The organism is Yersinia sp. J1 (assembly GCF_050586585.1).
GTDB lineage: Bacteria > Pseudomonadota > Gammaproteobacteria > Enterobacterales > Enterobacteriaceae > Yersinia > Yersinia entomophaga.
Map to the genome: position 1 here is coordinate 72657 of NZ_JBOBDP010000007.1, position 17924 is coordinate 90580.

Consider the following 17924-nt stretch of genomic DNA (forward strand, 5'->3'; position numbering starts at 1 on the left):
CTCATCAAGACTGCGAGAGGCAACCATGACTATTTCAACCGATATTTCTCTAATGCATGACCCGCGACGACAGGCCGCATTGCTTTATTGGCAAGGCTTTTCATCACGCCAAATCGCGGAAACTCTCAGTATCAAAAGACCCACCGTGGACAGTTGGAAACGCCGCGATAAATGGGATGATATTCATCCGATCTCACGGGTAGAAAATAGTATTGAATCCCGGCTGATTCAGTTGATTTCCAAGGCTAAAAAAGAGGGTAGTGATTACAAAGAAATCGACCTGTTAGGTCGCCAGATTGAACGCCTTGCGCGGGTTAACCGCTACAGCCAAACCGGCAACGAGGCCGATCTCAATCCCAATGTGCGCAACCGCAACAAGGGCGAGCGTAAAGCACCGAGAAAGAACACTTTCAGCGAGGAAGCCATCGCCGAACTCAAAGCGATTTTCTTCAAACAATCCTATGCCTATCAAAAGCATTGGTATGACATGGGCTTAAAACACCGTATCCGCGATATTCTTAAATCGCGCCAGATTGGGGCAACTTATTTCTTTTCCCGCGAGGCGTTACTCAAAGCGCTGGAAAGTGGCTGTAATCAAATTTTTCTTTCCGCCAGTAAAACCCAAGCCTATGTATTCCGTGAATACATCATCAACTTTGCTCGTGAGGTTGATGTCGAGCTGACTGGCGACCCTATTGTGCTCGGCAACAACGGCGCAAAATTGATTTTCCTCGGCACCAATTCCAACACTGCGCAGAGCCACAACGGCGATCTATATGTGGACGAATACTTCTGGATTCCCAACTTCCAAAAACTGCGCAAAGTGGCTTCGGGCATGGCCTCACAAAAACACCTACGCACCACTTATTTCTCGACACCGTCCAGTCTCGCCCACGGCGCGTATCCGTTCTGGTCAGGGGAGCTATTCAACAAAGGCCGTCAGGATAAAAGCGAATGTATTGAACTGGATGTCAGCCATCGCGCACTAGCCGCTGGTGCAGTGTGTGGCGATGGTCAGTGGCGACAAATTGTCACCATTGAGGACGCGTTCGCCGGGGGCTGTGACCGTTTCAATATTGATGAACTGAAACGTGAAAACAGCGCCGCCGACTTCCGCAATCTGTTCTTGTGTGAGTTTGTGGATGATAAAGCCTCGGTATTTCCGTTTGAGGAGCTGCAAGCCTGCATGGTCGATTCTTTGGTGGAATGGGAAGACTTCGCGCCGTTCTCCGACCGACCATTCAGCTATCGCCCGGTGTGGATCGGTTACGACCCATCGCACACCGGCGACAGTGCTGGCTGTGTAGTTATGGCTCCGCCATTGGTACCGGGCGGCAAGTTCCGCATTCTGGAGCGTCACCAATGGAAAGGCATGGACTTCGCCGATCAGGCCGAATCCATCAAAAAACTGACTGAAAAATATATCGTGGAATACATCGGGATCGACGCCACCGGCATCGGGCAAGGGGTTTATCAGTTGGTGCGTAATTTCTTCCCGGCAGCGCGAGAAATTCGCTATAGCGCCGAGGTAAAAACCAACATGGTACTGAAAGCGAAAGACCTGATCACCACCGGTCGCTTGGAATATGACATCAGCTATACCGACATTACGCTGTCGTTTATGGCAATCCGCAAAACCATGACCGCCAGTGGCCGCAGCACCACCTATGAGGCCAGTCGTAGCGAGGAAGTCAGCCACGCCGATATCGCTTGGGCAGCGATGCACGCCATGATTAACGAACCTCTCACCGCTGGAAACGGCAACGTTACCCCATCCATTCTGGAATTTAACTGATGAGCAAACGCAAAGGCCAGCGCGCCAAAGCGGTAACCATGACGCAAAAGCCTAACCAGGCGATGCAGGCATTTACCTTCGGCGAGCCCTCAGCGGTATTGGATCGCCGCGACATTCTCGACTATACCGAATGTATTGGTAACGGCAGATGGATAGAGCCGCCGATCAGCTTTGCCGGTCTGGCAAAAAGCCTGCGCGCCGCCGTTCACCACAGCTCACCGATTTACGTAAAGCGCAATATTCTTGCCAGTACCTTTATCCCACATCCGCTATTGAGTCAGCAGGTGTTTAGCCGCTATGTATTGGACTATCTAGTCTTTGGTAATGCGTTCTTAGAAAAACGGTTTAATCAGTTAGGGGATATTTTGCGACTTGAATGCTCACCAGCGAAATATACCCGCCGAGGCGTTGAGGAGGAGGTTTATTGGTTCGTGCAATCCTTCAAAGAACCGCACCGCTTTGCACCGCGTTCAGTGTTCCATTTGATTGAACCGGATATCAATCAGGAACTGTACGGCCTGCCAGAATATATAAGCTCGCTTAACTCGGCGTGGCTCAATGAATCGGCGACGCTGTTCCGCCGCAAGTATTACCAGAATGGCGCACACGCTGGTTACATCATGTATGTCACTGACGCAGCGCAAAGTAATACCGATGTTGAGGCACTGCGGGAAGCGATGCGCAGCTCGAAAGGATTGGGGAATTTTAAGAACCTGTTTTTCTACGCTCCTAATGGTAAGCCAGACGGGATCAAGATTGTGCCGCTCAGTGAGGTGGCGACGAAAGACGATTTCTTTAACATCAAGAACGCCACCCGCGACGACCTGCTCAGTGCGCACCGCGTGCCGCCGCAGATGATGGGCGTGCTCCCCAACAATACCGGCGGATTCGGTGACGTAGTCAAAGCCGCGCAGGTGTTTGTGCGTAACGAACTGACGCCACTACAGGAACGGATCAAAGAGGTTAACGACGGGATAGGTCAGGAGGTAGTACGCTTTAAGCCTTACGAACTGCCGAAAAACAAGTAACCCATCAAGCTAAACCATCGCCGCCGCTTGGCGGCATTTTTATACCTGCGATACGCGCCCCGCAGGTGACAGCAGGCCACCGAGGCACAAAGACACATCAACATTCATCCGCACGCGCATATCAGCACCACAACGCCCTCAGACGATCTGCGAATACACCAATAACACCGCCAGCGCGCAATGCTATCCCCGCCACGCCTGCCCGCTTTATGGGGCGGTTTTAATGCAGGTGCCTGACCACGCTGGAGCAGCGCCAACACTGATGCCACAAGCCCAAAAGAATTATAAATTTTGCATGCTATCCGATTCACATATATGCGTACAATCCCATAGCATCACGATTAGGGAAATAATACGAGTATGAACTGTATTAAGGTCTTCGATTGAAGATCCTATTTGTGGCAGTAAATAACACTACTTTGCTTTGTAAGCATACAAAATTAATTTACTGAAAAATTTCAACTTCATAACTGATGAGAAGATACTGCCAATGCTATTTCTAATTTCGTCCCCTCTATCAATTCCTCATATATAACAAGATCATTAATTATAAGACTTAAAAGACCTTTATCTATCGCTCCATCAGCTACCCATACTGCAATGTTTTCCATTTCTCTAATAAAAAATTTTACGCAATGACCAAACCCATTAATCTCAAGAAAATATGTAGATAGAGCTATTCCAGCGCGTTTATTTCCATCACTGAATGCATGAAACTTATTAATTGAAAAAAATAAATGACTCAGTTTATCAATGAAATCAGGATAGTACATATCGTTTTGTATATGATCTAAAACACTTTCTAATATCCCTTTATCACGTATACCATGCAGCCCACCAGAATTATCTATAATCCAAGCGTGCACCGAAATAGCATGATCAATATCAAAATAATTGAATTGTATTTCACCCATAACTAGCGTTCCTTAAGTCTTTTGAAAACCGCTAGCGTTTCTGGATCATTCAATCTTTCTTCTAATGATTTACTTTTTTCACCCAAAAAACGCTCGAAATCGCCTGCGGGCACAGCTTTTACATACGCTTCAAGTTTTTCATGAAAAGCATCTCTAAAACACAGATCCCGGCTAGCCATTTTGGTTCTGACGTCTACCAACATTGGTTCGTAAAGTGGATGTCTTTCCATTTTCCCTAATATGGCTTCAGCTTCTTTATAGGTTAGCTTTCGTCCTAATTCATTGAATTTTACTTTTAGCTCATGAGCCAAACCGGCTTCAAAACTTGCAATTAGCGTAAGCACCTCTGAATACATGGTGCCTCTAATTTTATCGTTTTGATGCAGCTTCAAAACATTTCTATATTCGGTAGCATTTTCGTGGAAAATACTTTGGTAAATTTGGTTGGTGAGCCTTCCATACTTCCAGCCATTACCTTCCACGCACTCATCCAAAGCATCAGTAAACTTCTTACGATAGCTCTCTTCTTTGAATGCCGCGACTAAGTAATCTTCATCCCTCTGATTGATATACTTAGTATGTCCTCCAGAGCGTTCAGCCAAGGTATCGATTACAATATCTAACAAACGGGTTCGTATAGCTTTAGCCTGCTCACTCTCAACAAGTAGCATCGCAAGATTCAGAACAGCCCTAAATTTAAACACACCAAGTATTGAAGTTTTGGTACCCTCACCAATGAGGGTACCATCAACAACCTCTTTGAAATCTTTGAGATTTTTACCTTTAAGGAGCATATATCCGTTGTTTTTTAACTCATCACTATGGCTGGTTACATATCTCTCAATTGTCGCATCACTAATACCAAAAAGCTCAACTAGTTGATTTTTAGTGAATACTTTTTCACCATTGAATTCAATTCCACCCAACGCAAGATGTGTTTCTGCGTGTTTAAGTGCATAAGAGTTATTGAGGATGTTCTGTCGGTCGTGTACTGAGGTAGTCAGATCTTTAGCCATACCCATCGCCTTAAAAGGGAGCATATAGAATAAATGGTTTGTTACCCAAGAGTATCATCTATCTATACTTATTGAACCGATAAGGATCTTATTTGTCGTACAAAGATTTGATATTCTTCAAGTAACCCCAAAACAATATGCAAAAGTCGAATAATAAAGAATGCAACTGAATTCATTCACTTAATCCGGTATTCGCCACTCCCCAGAAAAACTTGCATCAGAAGACCTAGGGCCCGGCACAGCCTCATGAATCGATAGACGCACTGGTAAATTAAACGCGGAGCCGAATGCAATAGCATCTCCACGTGGAAGCCCCGAAATCTGTCTCAAAGTATGTTCGTTGCCATTTTCCATAGCATGTCTCAACGCCATAATATCTCTTTCATTAGTCAATCGTAAAGCCACCCAATTAGCGCACATTGCTAACACAGTTGAAGATAATTCCGACGGTCTTTGGGTACTAACAATTAATGAACATTTAAATTTCCGCCCCTCTTTTGCTAAACGCTCATAGGCTTTTACCTGAGCATCAATTTCAGAAAAGGGATCTCTAAGGTAATGATGGGCCTCTTCCAGTAGAAGGACTGTTGGAAATGACTTTTGCTGTCCACGCTTAAATAATACCTCCGCAAACATCTCTAGCAGGGCACTCAAAATCATTGGCGCATGATCTTGAGAAAGATTTTTTAGATTGACTATGTGTACATTCCATAAATTTTCAATACCTTTTTCTTTTCCGAAAAAATAATCAACTTCATCACCCATTGCTTTATCCCAGTGTTTGCCATCAGCTATTAAACTTTGCCCTCCCTTTATATCCACGATATTTTTAAATCGATTATCTTCTGATAACTGCTGAATTATCTTAACGAGCGGCAGGACATTCCCATAACTAAAGGCATCACGTTTACTTCCAACTCGATTACTATTTGAGGCAACACAACCAAACTCCGCAACTAAATTTGATAGCGCCTTAAAAGGAGGCCACCTATCCGTTTTTACAAGCTGTTTTCTTCTTAAAAGATCTAACCAAGAACCTAACTCTGACTGAGACTCTTCACGACAGTCATTAAAAATATCAAATTCTTCATCGCTCTTTTTTTTAAGAAAAATATGTCTCCCTTCATGATGTGTTCTATTTATTGCCTCAAGCGCACTTCGTAAAGAAGGTAATTGAGTTTTGTCACTAGGCCGAAGCATTTTTATAAGACCAGCAAACCCTAAAGCCTGATAAGGTATTTTCTTATAACTGAAGTAATTTTCAGAATAGGTTTCATCTTTAAGCTGCGGTGGAATTATCGGTGGTTCTTCTGTAGAAAGATCTCCTAAAATGGTATGTTTAACATTAGGCACACCTACAAATGCCTGAGCATACTCACCATTAACATCAAATATTACAATTCTTGATTTTGGATATTCTTTTGCTATTTCTCTTGTCAATAACGCATTGAAATTTGACTTTCCATAACCTGTACTTCCTAACACTGCTACATGCCTAGATAATAGTTTATCTATATTTACATTGATTCTCACACTTTCCGTTCTAGAATCTAAACCCAGCTCAACTGCATTTTTTGAGTCTTCATCACCAATACTATAGATTACATTAAGGAACTCACTAGATAATGGGACTGCTGAGGACCCTAGTGCTGGTAGTCTCCAATCTTCAGAAGTGAATACATATTTATCATCTACTCGTTGTATAAAGCCAATTGCATATGCGATAACTTGGCGCAGAGGCATATCAACTATATTTTGAGTTCCAACATTAGCTTTATGCGCTTTATCTGCCTCTAAAAATGCCATGTCAGTCACTCTTGCAATAACTAATATATTACCAGAGTCGAATCCTATTAGATCGCCGGGTTGAGTAACTGAGCTAATACCATCTCTATGAGATGCTAAACGACCTTGCAGTCCTTCATGAAGATTAACTCTTATTTTATCACCTTCTAAACCTACGACGTATCCAATTGCAGAAAGTTCTTTGAAATTAAAAAAACTCATTTTTTTTGCTCTTGTGTTAAATCAACAATGGCTTGAACCAAATCATCAACTCCATTTATTCTAGGGAATAACACCGGATAAGGCAGATCTTTTACAAAACTACTAAAGTATGCTCTCTCCCCACCACCAACAACAGTAATCTGCTTTAATGCCATATTCTTAATTCTTACTATAGTTTTCTCACCCTCAGATGCTATGTTTAATCCAACATTGGCTTCTGCTGATTCTAAGTTAGGATAATAAATTACAACATGTAGAGAAGGATTTAGTAATGCACCTAGGATTATTCTATTTATATGATAATCGCCGAATCCAAAACCATTGATAAAAATAGCAGTCTGTGGTTTTGATAAAAACTCACTAAATCTACGGAACATTTCCCCATAAACAAAACCTATAGTATGACTATATTTATTAGCTCCTGGATAAATTAAATATTGACCTAATTGTAATTCCTCTCCCTCGATCACCTTCTTTAAATAGCTATCATAAGCTTGAGACGCGCTAACTTCCGTAATAGATAAACTATCATCCTGATGCCATGTTAATGAGCCATGCAACTTGTAAAGGTAAGAATGATAATGACCAAATCTTGCCTCCCCCTTCGCATTAACATTTCTGAATGATAAATCAAAGTTCTGAGGATAAAACTGCCTAGTATGTAATCCAGAGAATCCATTAAATAATTGAACACCAATATCTTCAGCAGCCCATTCAAGAGCTAAATCATAGTTTGTTGTAAACAACGCTGGCGCTGATTGTCCTGGTTGTCTGTTAGACATTAATTTCGAAATCAATTCCTTATGGTCATTAAACTTATCATTTCGACCTTGATTTTTATCTGGGAAGTCATCCCCAGTAAGTAAAGCTGCTTTTGTAACTGCTTTATATAACTCTTTAAGGATAGAATTAAAATCATATATAACATCGTCTTGCTTTCTAGTTTTTGCGACAGAAAGAAATTTAGATGCCTCATCAATGAGTAGCTCAACATTAACCAAATCATTTTCTGACTCAAGTGGATCTACAAGATAATACGTATTAATTAACTTATTAACCTGTTCAGTATGATACTTTTTAAACTCCTGCCAAACTTTTTTCATCGTCCATCCGCCACAGCCTGTAGATGAACCGGCTCCTAATAGAACACCTACATTATCCAACTGGCATAATGAGTACACATGAGATTGATAATCTTTCTCATCTAAAGGGATTCCGCCTTGATAAATAGTCATTCGTTCCTGCTAATTTTCATGAACTCAGTGACATAAAAGATACTAATGTTTTCTGGAGAGGGCAAAGCTATAACTCACAAAAATCGAGATTGCTCCCTAATTCAGGATACGAAAGTTCTCTCCCCCAAAAACTCACTTTCCCCCCTCGCACCAAAACCTCCAGCTCCCACCTCTCAGCCACTATCCCTTGCTGTAACAGTTCCCGCCCAATTTGCCACGCCCTATCCTTTTCACGCTGGGTAAGCCGCTCTGATGGAGCACGATCGCGCGCTTTGCTTGGGTTATAGCTTTGTTGTTGTCGCTTTATGCTGGATGGCTGCGCTTTTATTGCATCCCTTAACGTCTTGGCAACGTCTGGCTCATCCCAGCCAACATCGCCGCTCTCTATCAGTTTTATCACCGCTGCGGCGTACTCAGACGGTGTAACTGGCGTTTCTATGTCATTACTGTGCAGAGCCTGCCCACAGTTATTGACAGGACTCCGAGGCGCGCCGGGGGCGCTTTTTAAAGTCAAAGAATCAAGGTCAACAGCCTTGCTCACAATGCGCCATTTCGTCTCGCGGGTTTTATGGATGTGATCGGCACCAAGGTGAGGGGCAAAAATACCAACGACCTTCTGCACTTCTTCGTCGTATTCATTGAGCTCTTCGGTAATCTCGCGCATGACACGCACCGTCTGTAAATCACGTGGCACATTGGCACCGCCTTGCGCAACGATATAAGTGGCAAAATCACCGGCATCGGCTGCGGCGCGTACCGCCTCAACTCTCTCGTCAAAACTTTCGGCCAGACTAATACCGCGCAGGCTTTGGCTACGGCACTCGCGATATGCGCCCATGGTTGGAACGCCAATGGGATGAAATTGTGGAATACGCCAGATAGACGCCCACGCAGTGACAGCGGCGGCGGCATCAGATAGTGGCTTGCCGGTTTCAAAATCCAGCTCACCCTCCAGCGCATAGCCGTCGATATTCTTGGCAATGTATTTCGCGATATATCCCGCCGCGCAGCCCTTATACATATGCTTGCACTGGAATCGGTTTTCTTCGGCACCGCGCTCGTCACCATCTTCTTTCAGCGCGTATTTACGCATTACGGCGATCACTTCCCGACGCTGTTTCGGATGGCAAAAAAGCAACATATGCCAGTGTGGTGTACCGTCGTGGTGAGGCTCCACAACGCGCATCCCATAAACTTTCAGTTCCCGATCTTTAAACGCGGTGCGCATTTTGCCCCAGATGCCACATAGATAACGCTGACCGTCTTTGGGTGAATACGCTTCGCCATCCCATTTATGGTTAAGCTGAACGCGCTTATCGGCCTTCTTACCGATTTTGCGCGTTGGGTGATATTTGGAAGGCGTGGTGATGGTGACAAATAGCCCACAATGATGCTGGCTTGCCGCAAAACCTTCGATCCCGGCGATATTACTCATCAACTCCATGCGGCGGATTTTTGGGTTAGAAACACTCGCCAACACTTTATCAATAAGGTCGAAACGCTCGCCGGTCTCGACGTTCTCCAGCTCTTGCGATTTCAGATACTCCAGATTAGCTAAACGGCGCGACTGAACATCCCGGATGGCGACTTTGCTGGCATATTCTGACCGCTGGAAATTAACCTCACCGGCTGCAATCAGTAACGCTTCACGCCATTGCATACGCAGCGCTTTAAGTTTACGTATCCACCACTCCTCGTTAACCAAACGCATGATGCTACGTAGCGCCTGTTGCTTATTCAGTTCACCCTTGCAATAACGCATCCAGTATTTAGGCGTAATATTGAATGACGACCGAGCAGCGCCTGCCACCAGACCGTAAATTTCAGCCTGTGCCTCATCGCTAAATAATAAATTTTTGTCGCCATCGTGTTCACTGACATATTGGTCACTGGCATGTTCATAAGCCGTAGACAGGATCGAGGAAATATTACCGGCCAATCTTTTGAGTTCTTTATCGTACAGCCCTGGTAAGCGTGAGTATTGGCTCGCCTCACCGATAAATAGTCCATAGGTATAACCGCTTAACTTCATTTCATACTTAGCGTTAATTTTGGTGATGCGCGGCCAGATACGCGGCATAAAAACGTTGAGCAAAAAACGATGAGCGGTCAGCAGCCCTGAGTTTTTTAATAAGTAGGCGTGTCGGCCAGAAAATATCCCGCCGAGAAAATGAGGAAGCGAGCTGATTTTACGCAAAGCATCTTGCCCCTGACGGTATTCATCACGGGTAAGAGGCTTTTCTTTGCCAATGGCTTCGCGGGGAGCATTCCAACTATAAGCGCCAACAAAGGGCGCAGGTTTTTCAGATATAAATGGTGGGGTGGATGTGGGGGCAACTCGCCCCCTGGTTGACTCATTCATTTAACGACTTTCGCCAAGATGTGAATGATGACCGTAATCATGAATAACGCCGCGCCACTTAAAAGTGCTTCGGCGGGTAAAATCCATAATGGCGCAGTTACCACCCACCACGACCAAGCGGCTAGAATACCGGTTAGCTTTAAGGTGATAAAAATAAGCGCCAGCACAGTAGTAAAAAAATTAAGCGGAGTAAATTTCATTGTTTTAGCCTGAATGGTGGGTTGAAAAAGCTTCCTGACAGAGCTTGCCAATACGCTCAATCTCAGCGACCAGCCCTGCGATACTGGTTGCCGTTGAATTGCGAATATGGTGATGCGCTAAACCTGTCACCAGTTGATTGACGGTTGGGTAATAACCGATAGGATCGAGCCAATCCTCACCAGCTCTTGCACCTGATTTAGCCACCTTCTTCTGATTTAAAATGAACTGATAGTTATCTGCGGTAACGACCCACTCTTTACCGATTGGAATGCGAACCATAATTAGCCTCTGAAATGTTTGCTTTGATGTTCGTGATCTAACTGACAGGAGATACAACGAATCACGCCCGGCATTGCGGCGCGACGTTGGGCGGAAATAGGCTGATCGCAATCCTCACAAATTGAGGCCGATACACTCGGTTTCATGCGCGCGGCGTTGATGCGGCGCGCTAATATGTCTTGCTGATGCTGTTGGATCGCATCCATTAAATCTGGCATGGTGTTGCCTCCATTTGGCTATCAAGCTGGATTAATGCCTTTTGGCTTAATTCATTAAAATGGTGGCTCTCACGCATCAACGCTGATGCCGTGGTGATGGTTTTTAAATACACACAGCGCTTTACGCACAGGCTGGTAATATCTGCGATTAAATTCAACGTCTCTGAATATACGGCGCGCGTCAGGTAATATGTTTTACCGCTTTCTTTATCTACTCGAATATCGGCCAGAATAAATGTGTCGTTTTCACCCTTCGCAACAGCAAACCAATTATTGATAAAAACCCATTTCAATTCCTTCTTCATTAATACACTCCCCCATTACTTAATCCTTGGTTATGCAGAGAAACCGACTCCTGAGTCAGTAATTCGATAAGCTCTACTTTCGATAATTCTTCTTTTTGTGCATGAACCAGTATTGAGTCCAGTCGTGATGAGAAACTGACAGCAGCATCTGCTTTAGCTTGGTTACGCGCCTTATTTAATAGCCGCTCTTGCATTTCTGCTTCGGCTCTACGGTGCATATCTTGGCCGACCGTTTTATACATGTGCATATAAACCTCAGGTAATAGAAAGCCCGACGCAGTAAAGCGCCTATTAAATAGCTAGGTTATTTAATTAGTGGAGATATTGCTCAGGCTTAACCGCCGTTAATATAGTTGGCGCATGTTTAAATAAACTGAGTAACTCTCGCAATGCACGGAATAGTTTTTCACGCCATAAACATGATTCATCATTTAAGCGCCAATAAGGCTGGTTAAATTCTTCTTCGGTTAATTCAGCATGAAGAAATAAAGTTTTACGCTGGCTAACAGTTAAGCGACCAACAAAAGCCGAGTCATCAATTCGCTCTTTACGACACTCTGCAAATGCTTCACTCAATTCGCCAATCGCGCAAACAATACGCTCACGGTCGCTATCGTTCATTTCCTGCAATTGCATCACCGCATGGCGTTGCTTTAAGTGCGCATGGAAACACATGGTCAGGCGCTCGCGCTCACTCATCCGATTATAAAAACCGCAGGTTTCATTCCAACGCGGCAAGGCTAAATGGTTGGCGATAGCGGTACGCAGCCCGGCGGGTAACTTGCGGGTAAGCTCTAAGGTCACAACTGTCATTTTCTTCCCCACACTTTTGAATGCTTAATCGCTTCGATAATGTTTGAACGGCGACGACGGATAATGATCCCTTTGCGGCCTTTTCCGTGGGTAATTCGAGTATCCAGACAACGAGCCGCCTGATGGTTACAGAGCAGCGGTGCGATTGATATTGGTTGTTGCATACACCCTCCTTATAAATCCATTGGTAACAGCCCACGTAGTAGACGGTTGCAAATAGATGCCGAGTTTTAGCCATGATCGGCACATGGTATTTTGTGGTAGGATCGGATCGCCAAAAACAATCAGCCACAAAAGAGGTAATAAATGAATAATAAAAAAGCTAATGAATTAATCACTTCTCTCGAAAAAGCATTAATATTAGCCGATGCAATTCCTTCAACTATCGAAAGTCGGGAGCTGGCAGATAAAGCTAATAGATTGTCAATTCAGTTAAGAGAAGTAATTCAATCAAAAATGCCGACCACACATAAAAGCTTTATTGATATAAACTAATTATCTAGGCTGTGCTGTGTGGCCTTTTCACTTCGGTATGGTCGCACAAGCACATTAAAGATATCGTCCCAATCATCTTTGCTTATTAATTTAATACCCAACTCACGCCCTTTTTCTTTTATGCATTGAGCCAATGCTAATCGATAGTCAGTACTCATGCCGATAGCTTTTACCTTTGCTCGCATATAGCCATCTTCAAGTAAATATTTCAAATCCAAACGAAGGATTTCTACTGACCCATCAGTACTGCGAAAAACTAAATCATCACCATCGATAAAAATAGGTTCACTTAGAAGCTCCTCAGTGGTTTCCCATTTCCTTGGGTTCTGAGGAACGGCTAGACTATTTGAGGGGGATCTTTTTCCCACATCGCCACGAAAAAGAATTACGGTTAGTTCACTTGATACCTGCTCCATATTTTCTCCTTATGCCACACGGCTTGATTTACTTATAGTGACTTAAAGCCCCATCCATAACAGCCATGCATCGCGCTGTTCAATTGGCCGATTATAGAAAGCCTCTCTCACTCCTCGGTTAAACTCAGGAATGTAAATCCACTTATCACCGGCACGCGCGTTTACCTTAGTTGGATCGCGTAACTCAATGAATGGCAACTTACTATTCTTAGTCATTTCTCTAATTGCGGTCTCTGGTTTCCCGATCAGTTCCGCAAACTTAGATTCATGAACTGCATCAAGCGGGTACCGAATCACATAATCTTCAACTTTCATCTGTGCTAACCTCTTTTGATCCAACCCTTTAGAAACCGTTTAAAAACGCTTATTGGGTGGTGTTTCACGACCTTAATTGCTCCTATATAGGATCAATAGAGGTAAATCTAACTCCTAAATAGGAACAGGTCAAATGAAATTGAGTGAAAAGATAAAAGCGATGCGTATTGCTGAGGGACTTAGTCAAAATCAGTTATGCGAAATTATTGGCTTACCCAGAAGCACCGTATCGAAGTATGAAAGTGGGTTATTCGAGCCCGGTGGTGCTGCATTGGTGAAATACACAACACACCCGCAGTTTGAAAAATATACCCTTTGGCTGATGACTGATAAAACCGCACCGGAAGCGGGGCAAATAGCACCGGCCATCGCACACAGTGGGCAAGAGAAAACCACCTCAGGCCGTTAAGGCAGGAGAACTGGTTAGATATTTGTTATCAATATGCAGACTGGCTGTGGTTTGAGGCAGGCTGTTACATCGGAGGGCTTCGCTATGGCGATTAAGAAGCTCGATGATGGTCGTTATGAAGTGGACATTAGACCTTGCGGACGCGAAGGACGTCGTATTCGTAAGAGATTTGAAAGAAAGGCGGAAGCTATCGCCTTTGAGCGATATGTCATCGTAAACGCCAGTAGAAAAGAATGGGCGAACAAGCGAACAGATCGCCGCAATTTGAGTCAGTTAGTCGAGGTTTGGTGGCTATACCACGGCCAGAATCTCAAGAATGGCGCGATTGAAAAACGTCACCTGATCAAAACCATATCAGCGATAGGTGACAAGACCGTAAATCAGCTCACTAAACGCGTATTAATGGAACATCGCAGCCTGCGCCTGACTAACGGCATTAGCGCAGCCACGATAAATCGCGATCTCTATCGGTTTTCAGGGATGTTTTCTGCACTGATAAAGCTCGAGGAGTTTGCAGGGCAGAACCCGTTACATGGTTTACCGCCATTAGCTGAAAAGAATCCGGGTATGACGTTCTTAGATTCGGATGAAATTAATCAGCTGTTGTCGGTGTTATCTGGAGACGAACGGCTTATTGCGCTGTTGTGTTTAAGCACTGGCGGTAGGTGGGGAGAAGTCAGTACATTAACCCCCGCTCAAGTCATGAATGGCCGCATCACATTTTTAGAAACTAAAAATGGCAAGAAACGCACAATTCCAATATCCGCAGAGTTGGAGAAAGAAGTGAAAGACAAAGCCAGTGGGAAACTCTTCGACGTGGATTACGTGAAGTTCTGTAAAACACTGCGAGATGTAAAACCAGACCTGCCACACGGTCAGGCCACCCATGTGTTACGTCACACTTTCGCCAGCCATTTTATGATGAACGGCGGGAACATCATTGCACTCCAGCAAATACTCGGACATGCCAACATTCAGCAAACAATGGCCTATGCGCATCTGGCGCCGGATTACCTGCAAAACGCCGTTATACTTAACCCATTAAAGGGGGGATTAGCGGCCGAAACGCGTCCACAAACTGTCCACATTTAATCACATTTGGAAATGACACCGCCCTTTGAGAAAATCGTAAGTGACTGTTTTTAAAGCTAGCGTTTCTCAATAGGCAAAAAAAAGCCCTCCATCATGGGGGGCTAAAAGACAGGGATGGTGTCTATGGCAAGGAAAACAGGGTATTACTGGGTAGTACCTTACGGTACTGGATAGTACTTTACTTCTGGGCAGAAGCCGGTTGTGCTGCTGGAGCCTGCTGCACTGTAGCCATCCGCTGTTTATGCATCTGGTTTAAGGCAGTTTTTTGCTCTGGCGTCAGCAGGTTGTACATTTGGTTGCGTACTTTGGCCATTTCGACCTGACGCTCAACTTGTTGTTTAGACATTTTTTCAGCCTGCGCTCGAACTGCGGCTTCATCAAATTTATCTGCGGTAATCAGACTATGCATTGCTTCCCGATCAGCGACAGGCATTGCCGTTTTAGTTCCGCGATGCTGACGCATCAGATCGCGCATCTGCTGACGCTGTTGCTCAGTCAGGTTCAAGCCTTCAAACATGTTATGGTGGCCGCGACCACCTTTCATCATTTTGCCGTCGAAGTCGTGACACCAGTTGCCAGCGGTTGCAACAGTATCAGCGGCAAATGCGGCGGTAGAGCCGAAGGCCAACATTGACGCTATAACTAACGTTGTTACTTTACGCATGATTAACTCCTGGATTCACTCTGCTATGCAATTCAATGTTAAGCAGTGTATAGGTCTGGCTGAAAACTAGCGTCAGTGCATGTAAAACTGAGGTCAGGGGATGTAAATCTAGGTAAAGTCATAGAATCGCGGCAATTGTTAACGTATTTTGCGTCTAGAGGTGAAATAACTATGCATAAAATTCTACTTGTTGATGACGATCGCGAACTAACTTCGCTATTGAAAGAATTACTTGAAATGGAAGGCTTCAACGTTGTTGTTGCCTATGACGGCGAGCAAGCGCTAAACCTGCTGGACAGTTCGATCGACCTGCTTTTGCTGGACATTATGATGCCGCGTAAAAACGGTATCGAAACCTTAAAAGAGCTACGTCAACATCACCAAACGCCGGTGATTATGCTGACCGCGCGCGGCAGTGAATTGGACCGGGTTCTGGGTCTGGAGTTAGGCGCAGATGACTATTTGGCCAAACCGTTTAACGATCGTGAATTGGTAGCACGCATACGCGCTATTTTGCGTCGTTCCAATTGGAGCGAACAGCAGCAGAATGTAGATCAAGGCGCACCAACGCTAGAAGTTGACTGCCTGCAACTGAATCCGGGTCGTCAGGAAGCCAGCTTTGAAGGTCAGGTACTAGATTTAACCGGCACAGAATTTACCTTGCTGTATTTACTCGCTCAGCATCTGGGCCAAGTGGTTTCGCGTGAACTTCTCAGCCAGGAAGTCTTGGGCAAACGACTGACGCCATTTGATCGCGCCATTGATATGCATATTTCCAACCTGCGTCGTAAGTTACCGGAACGTCAGGATGGTTTACCTTGGTTCAAGACCTTGCGTGGCCGCGGATATTTGATGGTATCTGAAACATGATCAACAGTTTGACGGCGCGAATCTTCGCTATTTTCTGGTTTACTCTAGCGCTAGTGCTCATGCTAGTGCTGATGGTGCCTAAGCTGGATTCGCGGCAGTTAACGCCGTTATTAGAAAATGAGCAGCGGCAGGGCGTCATGCTGGAACAGCATATTGAAGTTGAACTGGCCAACGATCCTGCCAATGATTTGATGTGGTGGCGGCGGCTGTATCGCGCCATTGAGAAATGGGCCCCCCCCGGCCAGCATCTGGTGTTAGTGACCAGCGAAGGCCGGGTGATTGGCGCTGAACGTCATGAAATGCAGATTGTACGTAACTTTATTGGCCAATCGGATAATGCCGATCAGCCGAAAAAGAAAAAGTATGGTCGATCAGAAATGGTCGGGCCATTTTCTATTCGTGATGGTGATGACAACTACCAACTCTATTTAATTCGACCAGCAAGTAGCCCACAGTCCGACTTTATCAACCTGATGTTTGATCGGCCGTTACTGTTACTGATTGCCACCATGTTGATCAGTGCGCCTCTGCTTCTCTGGCTGGCATGGAGCCTGGCTAAACCGGCTCGTAAACTGAAAAATGCCGCCGATGACGTGGCTCGCGGAAATCTGAAACAGCATCCTGAACTGGAATCCGGCCCGCAGGAATTCCTAGCCACGGGTGCCAGTTTCAACCAAATGATCAGTGCGTTGGAACGAATGGTTGCCGCACAACAGCGGTTGATTTCCGATATTTCCCATGAGCTTCGCACCCCGCTGACTCGCCTTCAGTTGGCGACAGCGTTGATGCGCCGTCGCCATGGAGAGGGAAAAGAGCTGGAACGCATTGAAACAGAAGCTCATCGGTTGGACAGTATGATCAATGATCTGCTAGTGCTTTCCCGTAACCAGCATAAGAATGAGCTAGCACGAGAGCCGATTAAAGCTAATGACCTTTGGTCTAACGTGCTGGAAAATGCGCAATTTGAAGCCGAACAGGTGGGTAAAACGCTGGAAATCTCTGCTCCACCGGGCCCTTGGACGCTATTTGGTAATCCGTCGGCGTTGGATAGCGCGTTGGAAAATATTGTTCGTAATGCTCTGCGGTATTCTCACCACCATATCGCAGTAGCGTTCCAAGCTGATAATCAAGGCGTAACCATCACTGTTGATGATGATGGCCCTGGCGTCAGCGCAGAAGACCGCGAACAGATTTTCCGTCCGTTCTACCGCACTGACGAAGCCCGCGACCGCGAATCCGGCGGTACAGGCCTAGGTTTAGCCATTGTTGAAAACGCCGTAAGCCAGCATCGTGGCTGGGTTAGGGCGGAAGATAGCCCGCTTGGCGGCCTGCGCTTGATTCTCTGGCTTCCTCTACACCCATTCAAAGCCTAGTCATTTGGCCGATCCCACAGGTTCGGCCAGATCGTCACATTTTCTCACTGGCCAAATCTGCCCATATCAACGGATGCCCACTGCACCAAATCGGAGTTTCTGGTATCCTGCGCCCCT

At 45.2% G+C, this 17924-nt stretch carries 22 protein-coding genes; 7 read left to right on the top strand and 15 right to left on the bottom strand.

What is annotated here, in order from left to right; translation table 11 throughout:
- Window positions 1-25: 25 nt before the first annotated feature.
- Complete coding sequence (locus tag ACQ4OC_RS12140) at window positions 26-1795, top strand: terminase ATPase subunit family protein (RefSeq protein ID WP_120806631.1); 1770 nt, start codon at window positions 26-28, stop codon at window positions 1793-1795.
- Entirely contained in the window at window positions 1795-2823 is a 1029-nt protein-coding gene (locus ACQ4OC_RS12145) for a phage portal protein (RefSeq protein WP_120806630.1), read from the top strand. The genes ACQ4OC_RS12140 and ACQ4OC_RS12145 overlap by 1 nt, the downstream gene beginning before the upstream one ends.
- A gap of 464 nt (window positions 2824-3287) precedes the next feature.
- Here ACQ4OC_RS12145 and ACQ4OC_RS12150 read toward each other — a convergent pair whose 3' ends face one another.
- From ACQ4OC_RS12150 to ACQ4OC_RS12205, 12 genes are all read right to left on the bottom strand, one after another.
- A complete protein-coding gene (locus ACQ4OC_RS12150) occupies window positions 3288-3737 on the bottom strand; it encodes a type II toxin-antitoxin system death-on-curing family toxin (protein WP_430971197.1) in 450 nt (149 codons plus the stop codon).
- A 2-nt stretch (window positions 3738-3739) separates the two neighbouring features.
- Window positions 3740-4753 (bottom strand): DNA-binding protein, encoded by a 1014-nt coding sequence (locus ACQ4OC_RS12155; protein ID WP_430971198.1) that lies wholly within the window; start codon window positions 4751-4753, stop codon window positions 3740-3742.
- Window positions 4754-4933: 180 nt separating this feature from the next.
- On the bottom strand, window positions 4934-6760 hold the full coding sequence (locus ACQ4OC_RS12160) for an ATP-binding protein (protein WP_430971199.1): 1827 nt from the start codon (window positions 6758-6760) through the stop codon (window positions 4934-4936).
- Complete coding sequence (locus ACQ4OC_RS12165; RefSeq protein WP_430971200.1) at window positions 6757-7995, bottom strand: SIR2 family protein; 1239 nt, start codon at window positions 7993-7995, stop codon at window positions 6757-6759. Before ACQ4OC_RS12165 ends, ACQ4OC_RS12160 begins: the two co-directional genes overlap by 4 nt.
- Window positions 7996-8062: 67 nt before the next feature.
- Window positions 8063-10357: a replication endonuclease gene (locus ACQ4OC_RS12170; RefSeq protein WP_430971201.1), complete on the bottom strand. Its 2295-nt coding sequence runs from the start codon at window positions 10355-10357 to the stop codon at window positions 8063-8065.
- Window positions 10354-10557 carry a hypothetical protein gene (locus ACQ4OC_RS12175; RefSeq protein ID WP_042526619.1) on the bottom strand — a complete coding sequence of 68 codons (204 nt, stop codon included), beginning with the start codon at window positions 10555-10557 and terminating at the stop codon, window positions 10354-10356. The genes ACQ4OC_RS12170 and ACQ4OC_RS12175 overlap by 4 nt, the downstream gene beginning before the upstream one ends.
- A gap of 4 nt (window positions 10558-10561) precedes the next feature.
- Window positions 10562-10837: a DUF5405 family protein gene (locus tag ACQ4OC_RS12180; protein ID WP_415843082.1), complete on the bottom strand. Its 276-nt coding sequence runs from the start codon at window positions 10835-10837 to the stop codon at window positions 10562-10564.
- Window positions 10838-10839: 2 nt separating this feature from the next.
- Window positions 10840-11055, bottom strand: coding sequence for a TraR/DksA C4-type zinc finger protein (locus ACQ4OC_RS12185; protein ID WP_042526621.1), 216 nt, complete (start codon window positions 11053-11055; stop codon window positions 10840-10842).
- Entirely contained in the window at window positions 11043-11360 is a 318-nt protein-coding gene (locus ACQ4OC_RS12190) for a DUF5405 family protein (RefSeq protein ID WP_120806624.1), read from the bottom strand. The genes ACQ4OC_RS12185 and ACQ4OC_RS12190 overlap by 13 nt, the downstream gene beginning before the upstream one ends.
- Window positions 11360-11602 (bottom strand): DUF2732 family protein, encoded by a 243-nt coding sequence (locus tag ACQ4OC_RS12195; protein ID WP_173425051.1) that lies wholly within the window; start codon window positions 11600-11602, stop codon window positions 11360-11362. Before ACQ4OC_RS12195 ends, ACQ4OC_RS12190 begins: the two co-directional genes overlap by 1 nt.
- A 70-nt stretch (window positions 11603-11672) precedes the next feature.
- Window positions 11673-12173, bottom strand: coding sequence for a hypothetical protein (locus ACQ4OC_RS12200; RefSeq protein WP_042526625.1), 501 nt, complete (start codon window positions 12171-12173; stop codon window positions 11673-11675).
- Window positions 12170-12337 carry a hypothetical protein gene (locus ACQ4OC_RS12205; RefSeq protein WP_162975204.1) on the bottom strand — a complete coding sequence of 56 codons (168 nt, stop codon included), beginning with the start codon at window positions 12335-12337 and terminating at the stop codon, window positions 12170-12172. Before ACQ4OC_RS12205 ends, ACQ4OC_RS12200 begins: the two co-directional genes overlap by 4 nt.
- Window positions 12338-12479: 142 nt before the next feature.
- Here ACQ4OC_RS12205 and ACQ4OC_RS12210 point away from each other — a divergent pair, with 142 nt between their 5' ends.
- Window positions 12480-12668 carry a hypothetical protein gene (locus tag ACQ4OC_RS12210; RefSeq protein WP_120806623.1) on the top strand — a complete coding sequence of 63 codons (189 nt, stop codon included), beginning with the start codon at window positions 12480-12482 and terminating at the stop codon, window positions 12666-12668.
- Here the strand turns inward: ACQ4OC_RS12210 and ACQ4OC_RS12215 are convergent.
- Together ACQ4OC_RS12215 and ACQ4OC_RS12220 are read right to left on the bottom strand one after the other, a co-directional pair.
- Window positions 12665-13084 carry a hypothetical protein gene (locus ACQ4OC_RS12215; RefSeq protein WP_120806622.1) on the bottom strand — a complete coding sequence of 140 codons (420 nt, stop codon included), beginning with the start codon at window positions 13082-13084 and terminating at the stop codon, window positions 12665-12667. The two genes, ACQ4OC_RS12210 and ACQ4OC_RS12215, sit on opposite strands and share 4 nt — an antisense overlap.
- Window positions 13085-13126: 42 nt before the next feature.
- Window positions 13127-13399, bottom strand: a complete 273-nt coding sequence (locus tag ACQ4OC_RS12220; RefSeq protein WP_042526629.1) for a Cox family DNA-binding protein — start codon at window positions 13397-13399, stop codon at window positions 13127-13129.
- Window positions 13400-13532: 133 nt separating this feature from the next.
- On the opposite strand from ACQ4OC_RS12220, the gene ACQ4OC_RS12225 reads away from it, so the two are divergent.
- Both ACQ4OC_RS12225 and ACQ4OC_RS12230 read left to right on the top strand, forming a co-directional pair.
- Window positions 13533-13808, top strand: coding sequence for a helix-turn-helix domain-containing protein (locus ACQ4OC_RS12225; RefSeq protein ID WP_120806621.1), 276 nt, complete (start codon window positions 13533-13535; stop codon window positions 13806-13808).
- 84 nt (window positions 13809-13892) lie between these two features.
- The gene (locus ACQ4OC_RS12230) at window positions 13893-14900 is read left to right on the top strand and encodes a phage integrase (RefSeq protein WP_120806641.1); all 1008 of its coding nucleotides are present in this window, start codon (window positions 13893-13895) and stop codon (window positions 14898-14900) included.
- 178 nt (window positions 14901-15078) lie between these two features.
- On the opposite strand, the gene cpxP is transcribed toward ACQ4OC_RS12230, so the two are convergent.
- Window positions 15079-15564: a cell-envelope stress modulator CpxP gene (gene cpxP, locus ACQ4OC_RS12235; RefSeq protein WP_064514570.1), complete on the bottom strand. Its 486-nt coding sequence runs from the start codon at window positions 15562-15564 to the stop codon at window positions 15079-15081.
- A gap of 171 nt (window positions 15565-15735) precedes the next feature.
- Here cpxP and cpxR point away from each other — a divergent pair, with 171 nt between their 5' ends.
- Both cpxR and cpxA read left to right on the top strand, forming a co-directional pair.
- A complete protein-coding gene (gene cpxR / locus ACQ4OC_RS12240) occupies window positions 15736-16434 on the top strand; it encodes an envelope stress response regulator transcription factor CpxR (protein ID WP_064514572.1) in 699 nt (232 codons plus the stop codon).
- Window positions 16431-17807, top strand: coding sequence for an envelope stress sensor histidine kinase CpxA (gene cpxA, locus ACQ4OC_RS12245; protein WP_064514574.1), 1377 nt, complete (start codon window positions 16431-16433; stop codon window positions 17805-17807). Before cpxR ends, cpxA begins: the two co-directional genes overlap by 4 nt.
- The last annotated feature ends 117 nt before the right edge of the window (window positions 17808-17924 follow it).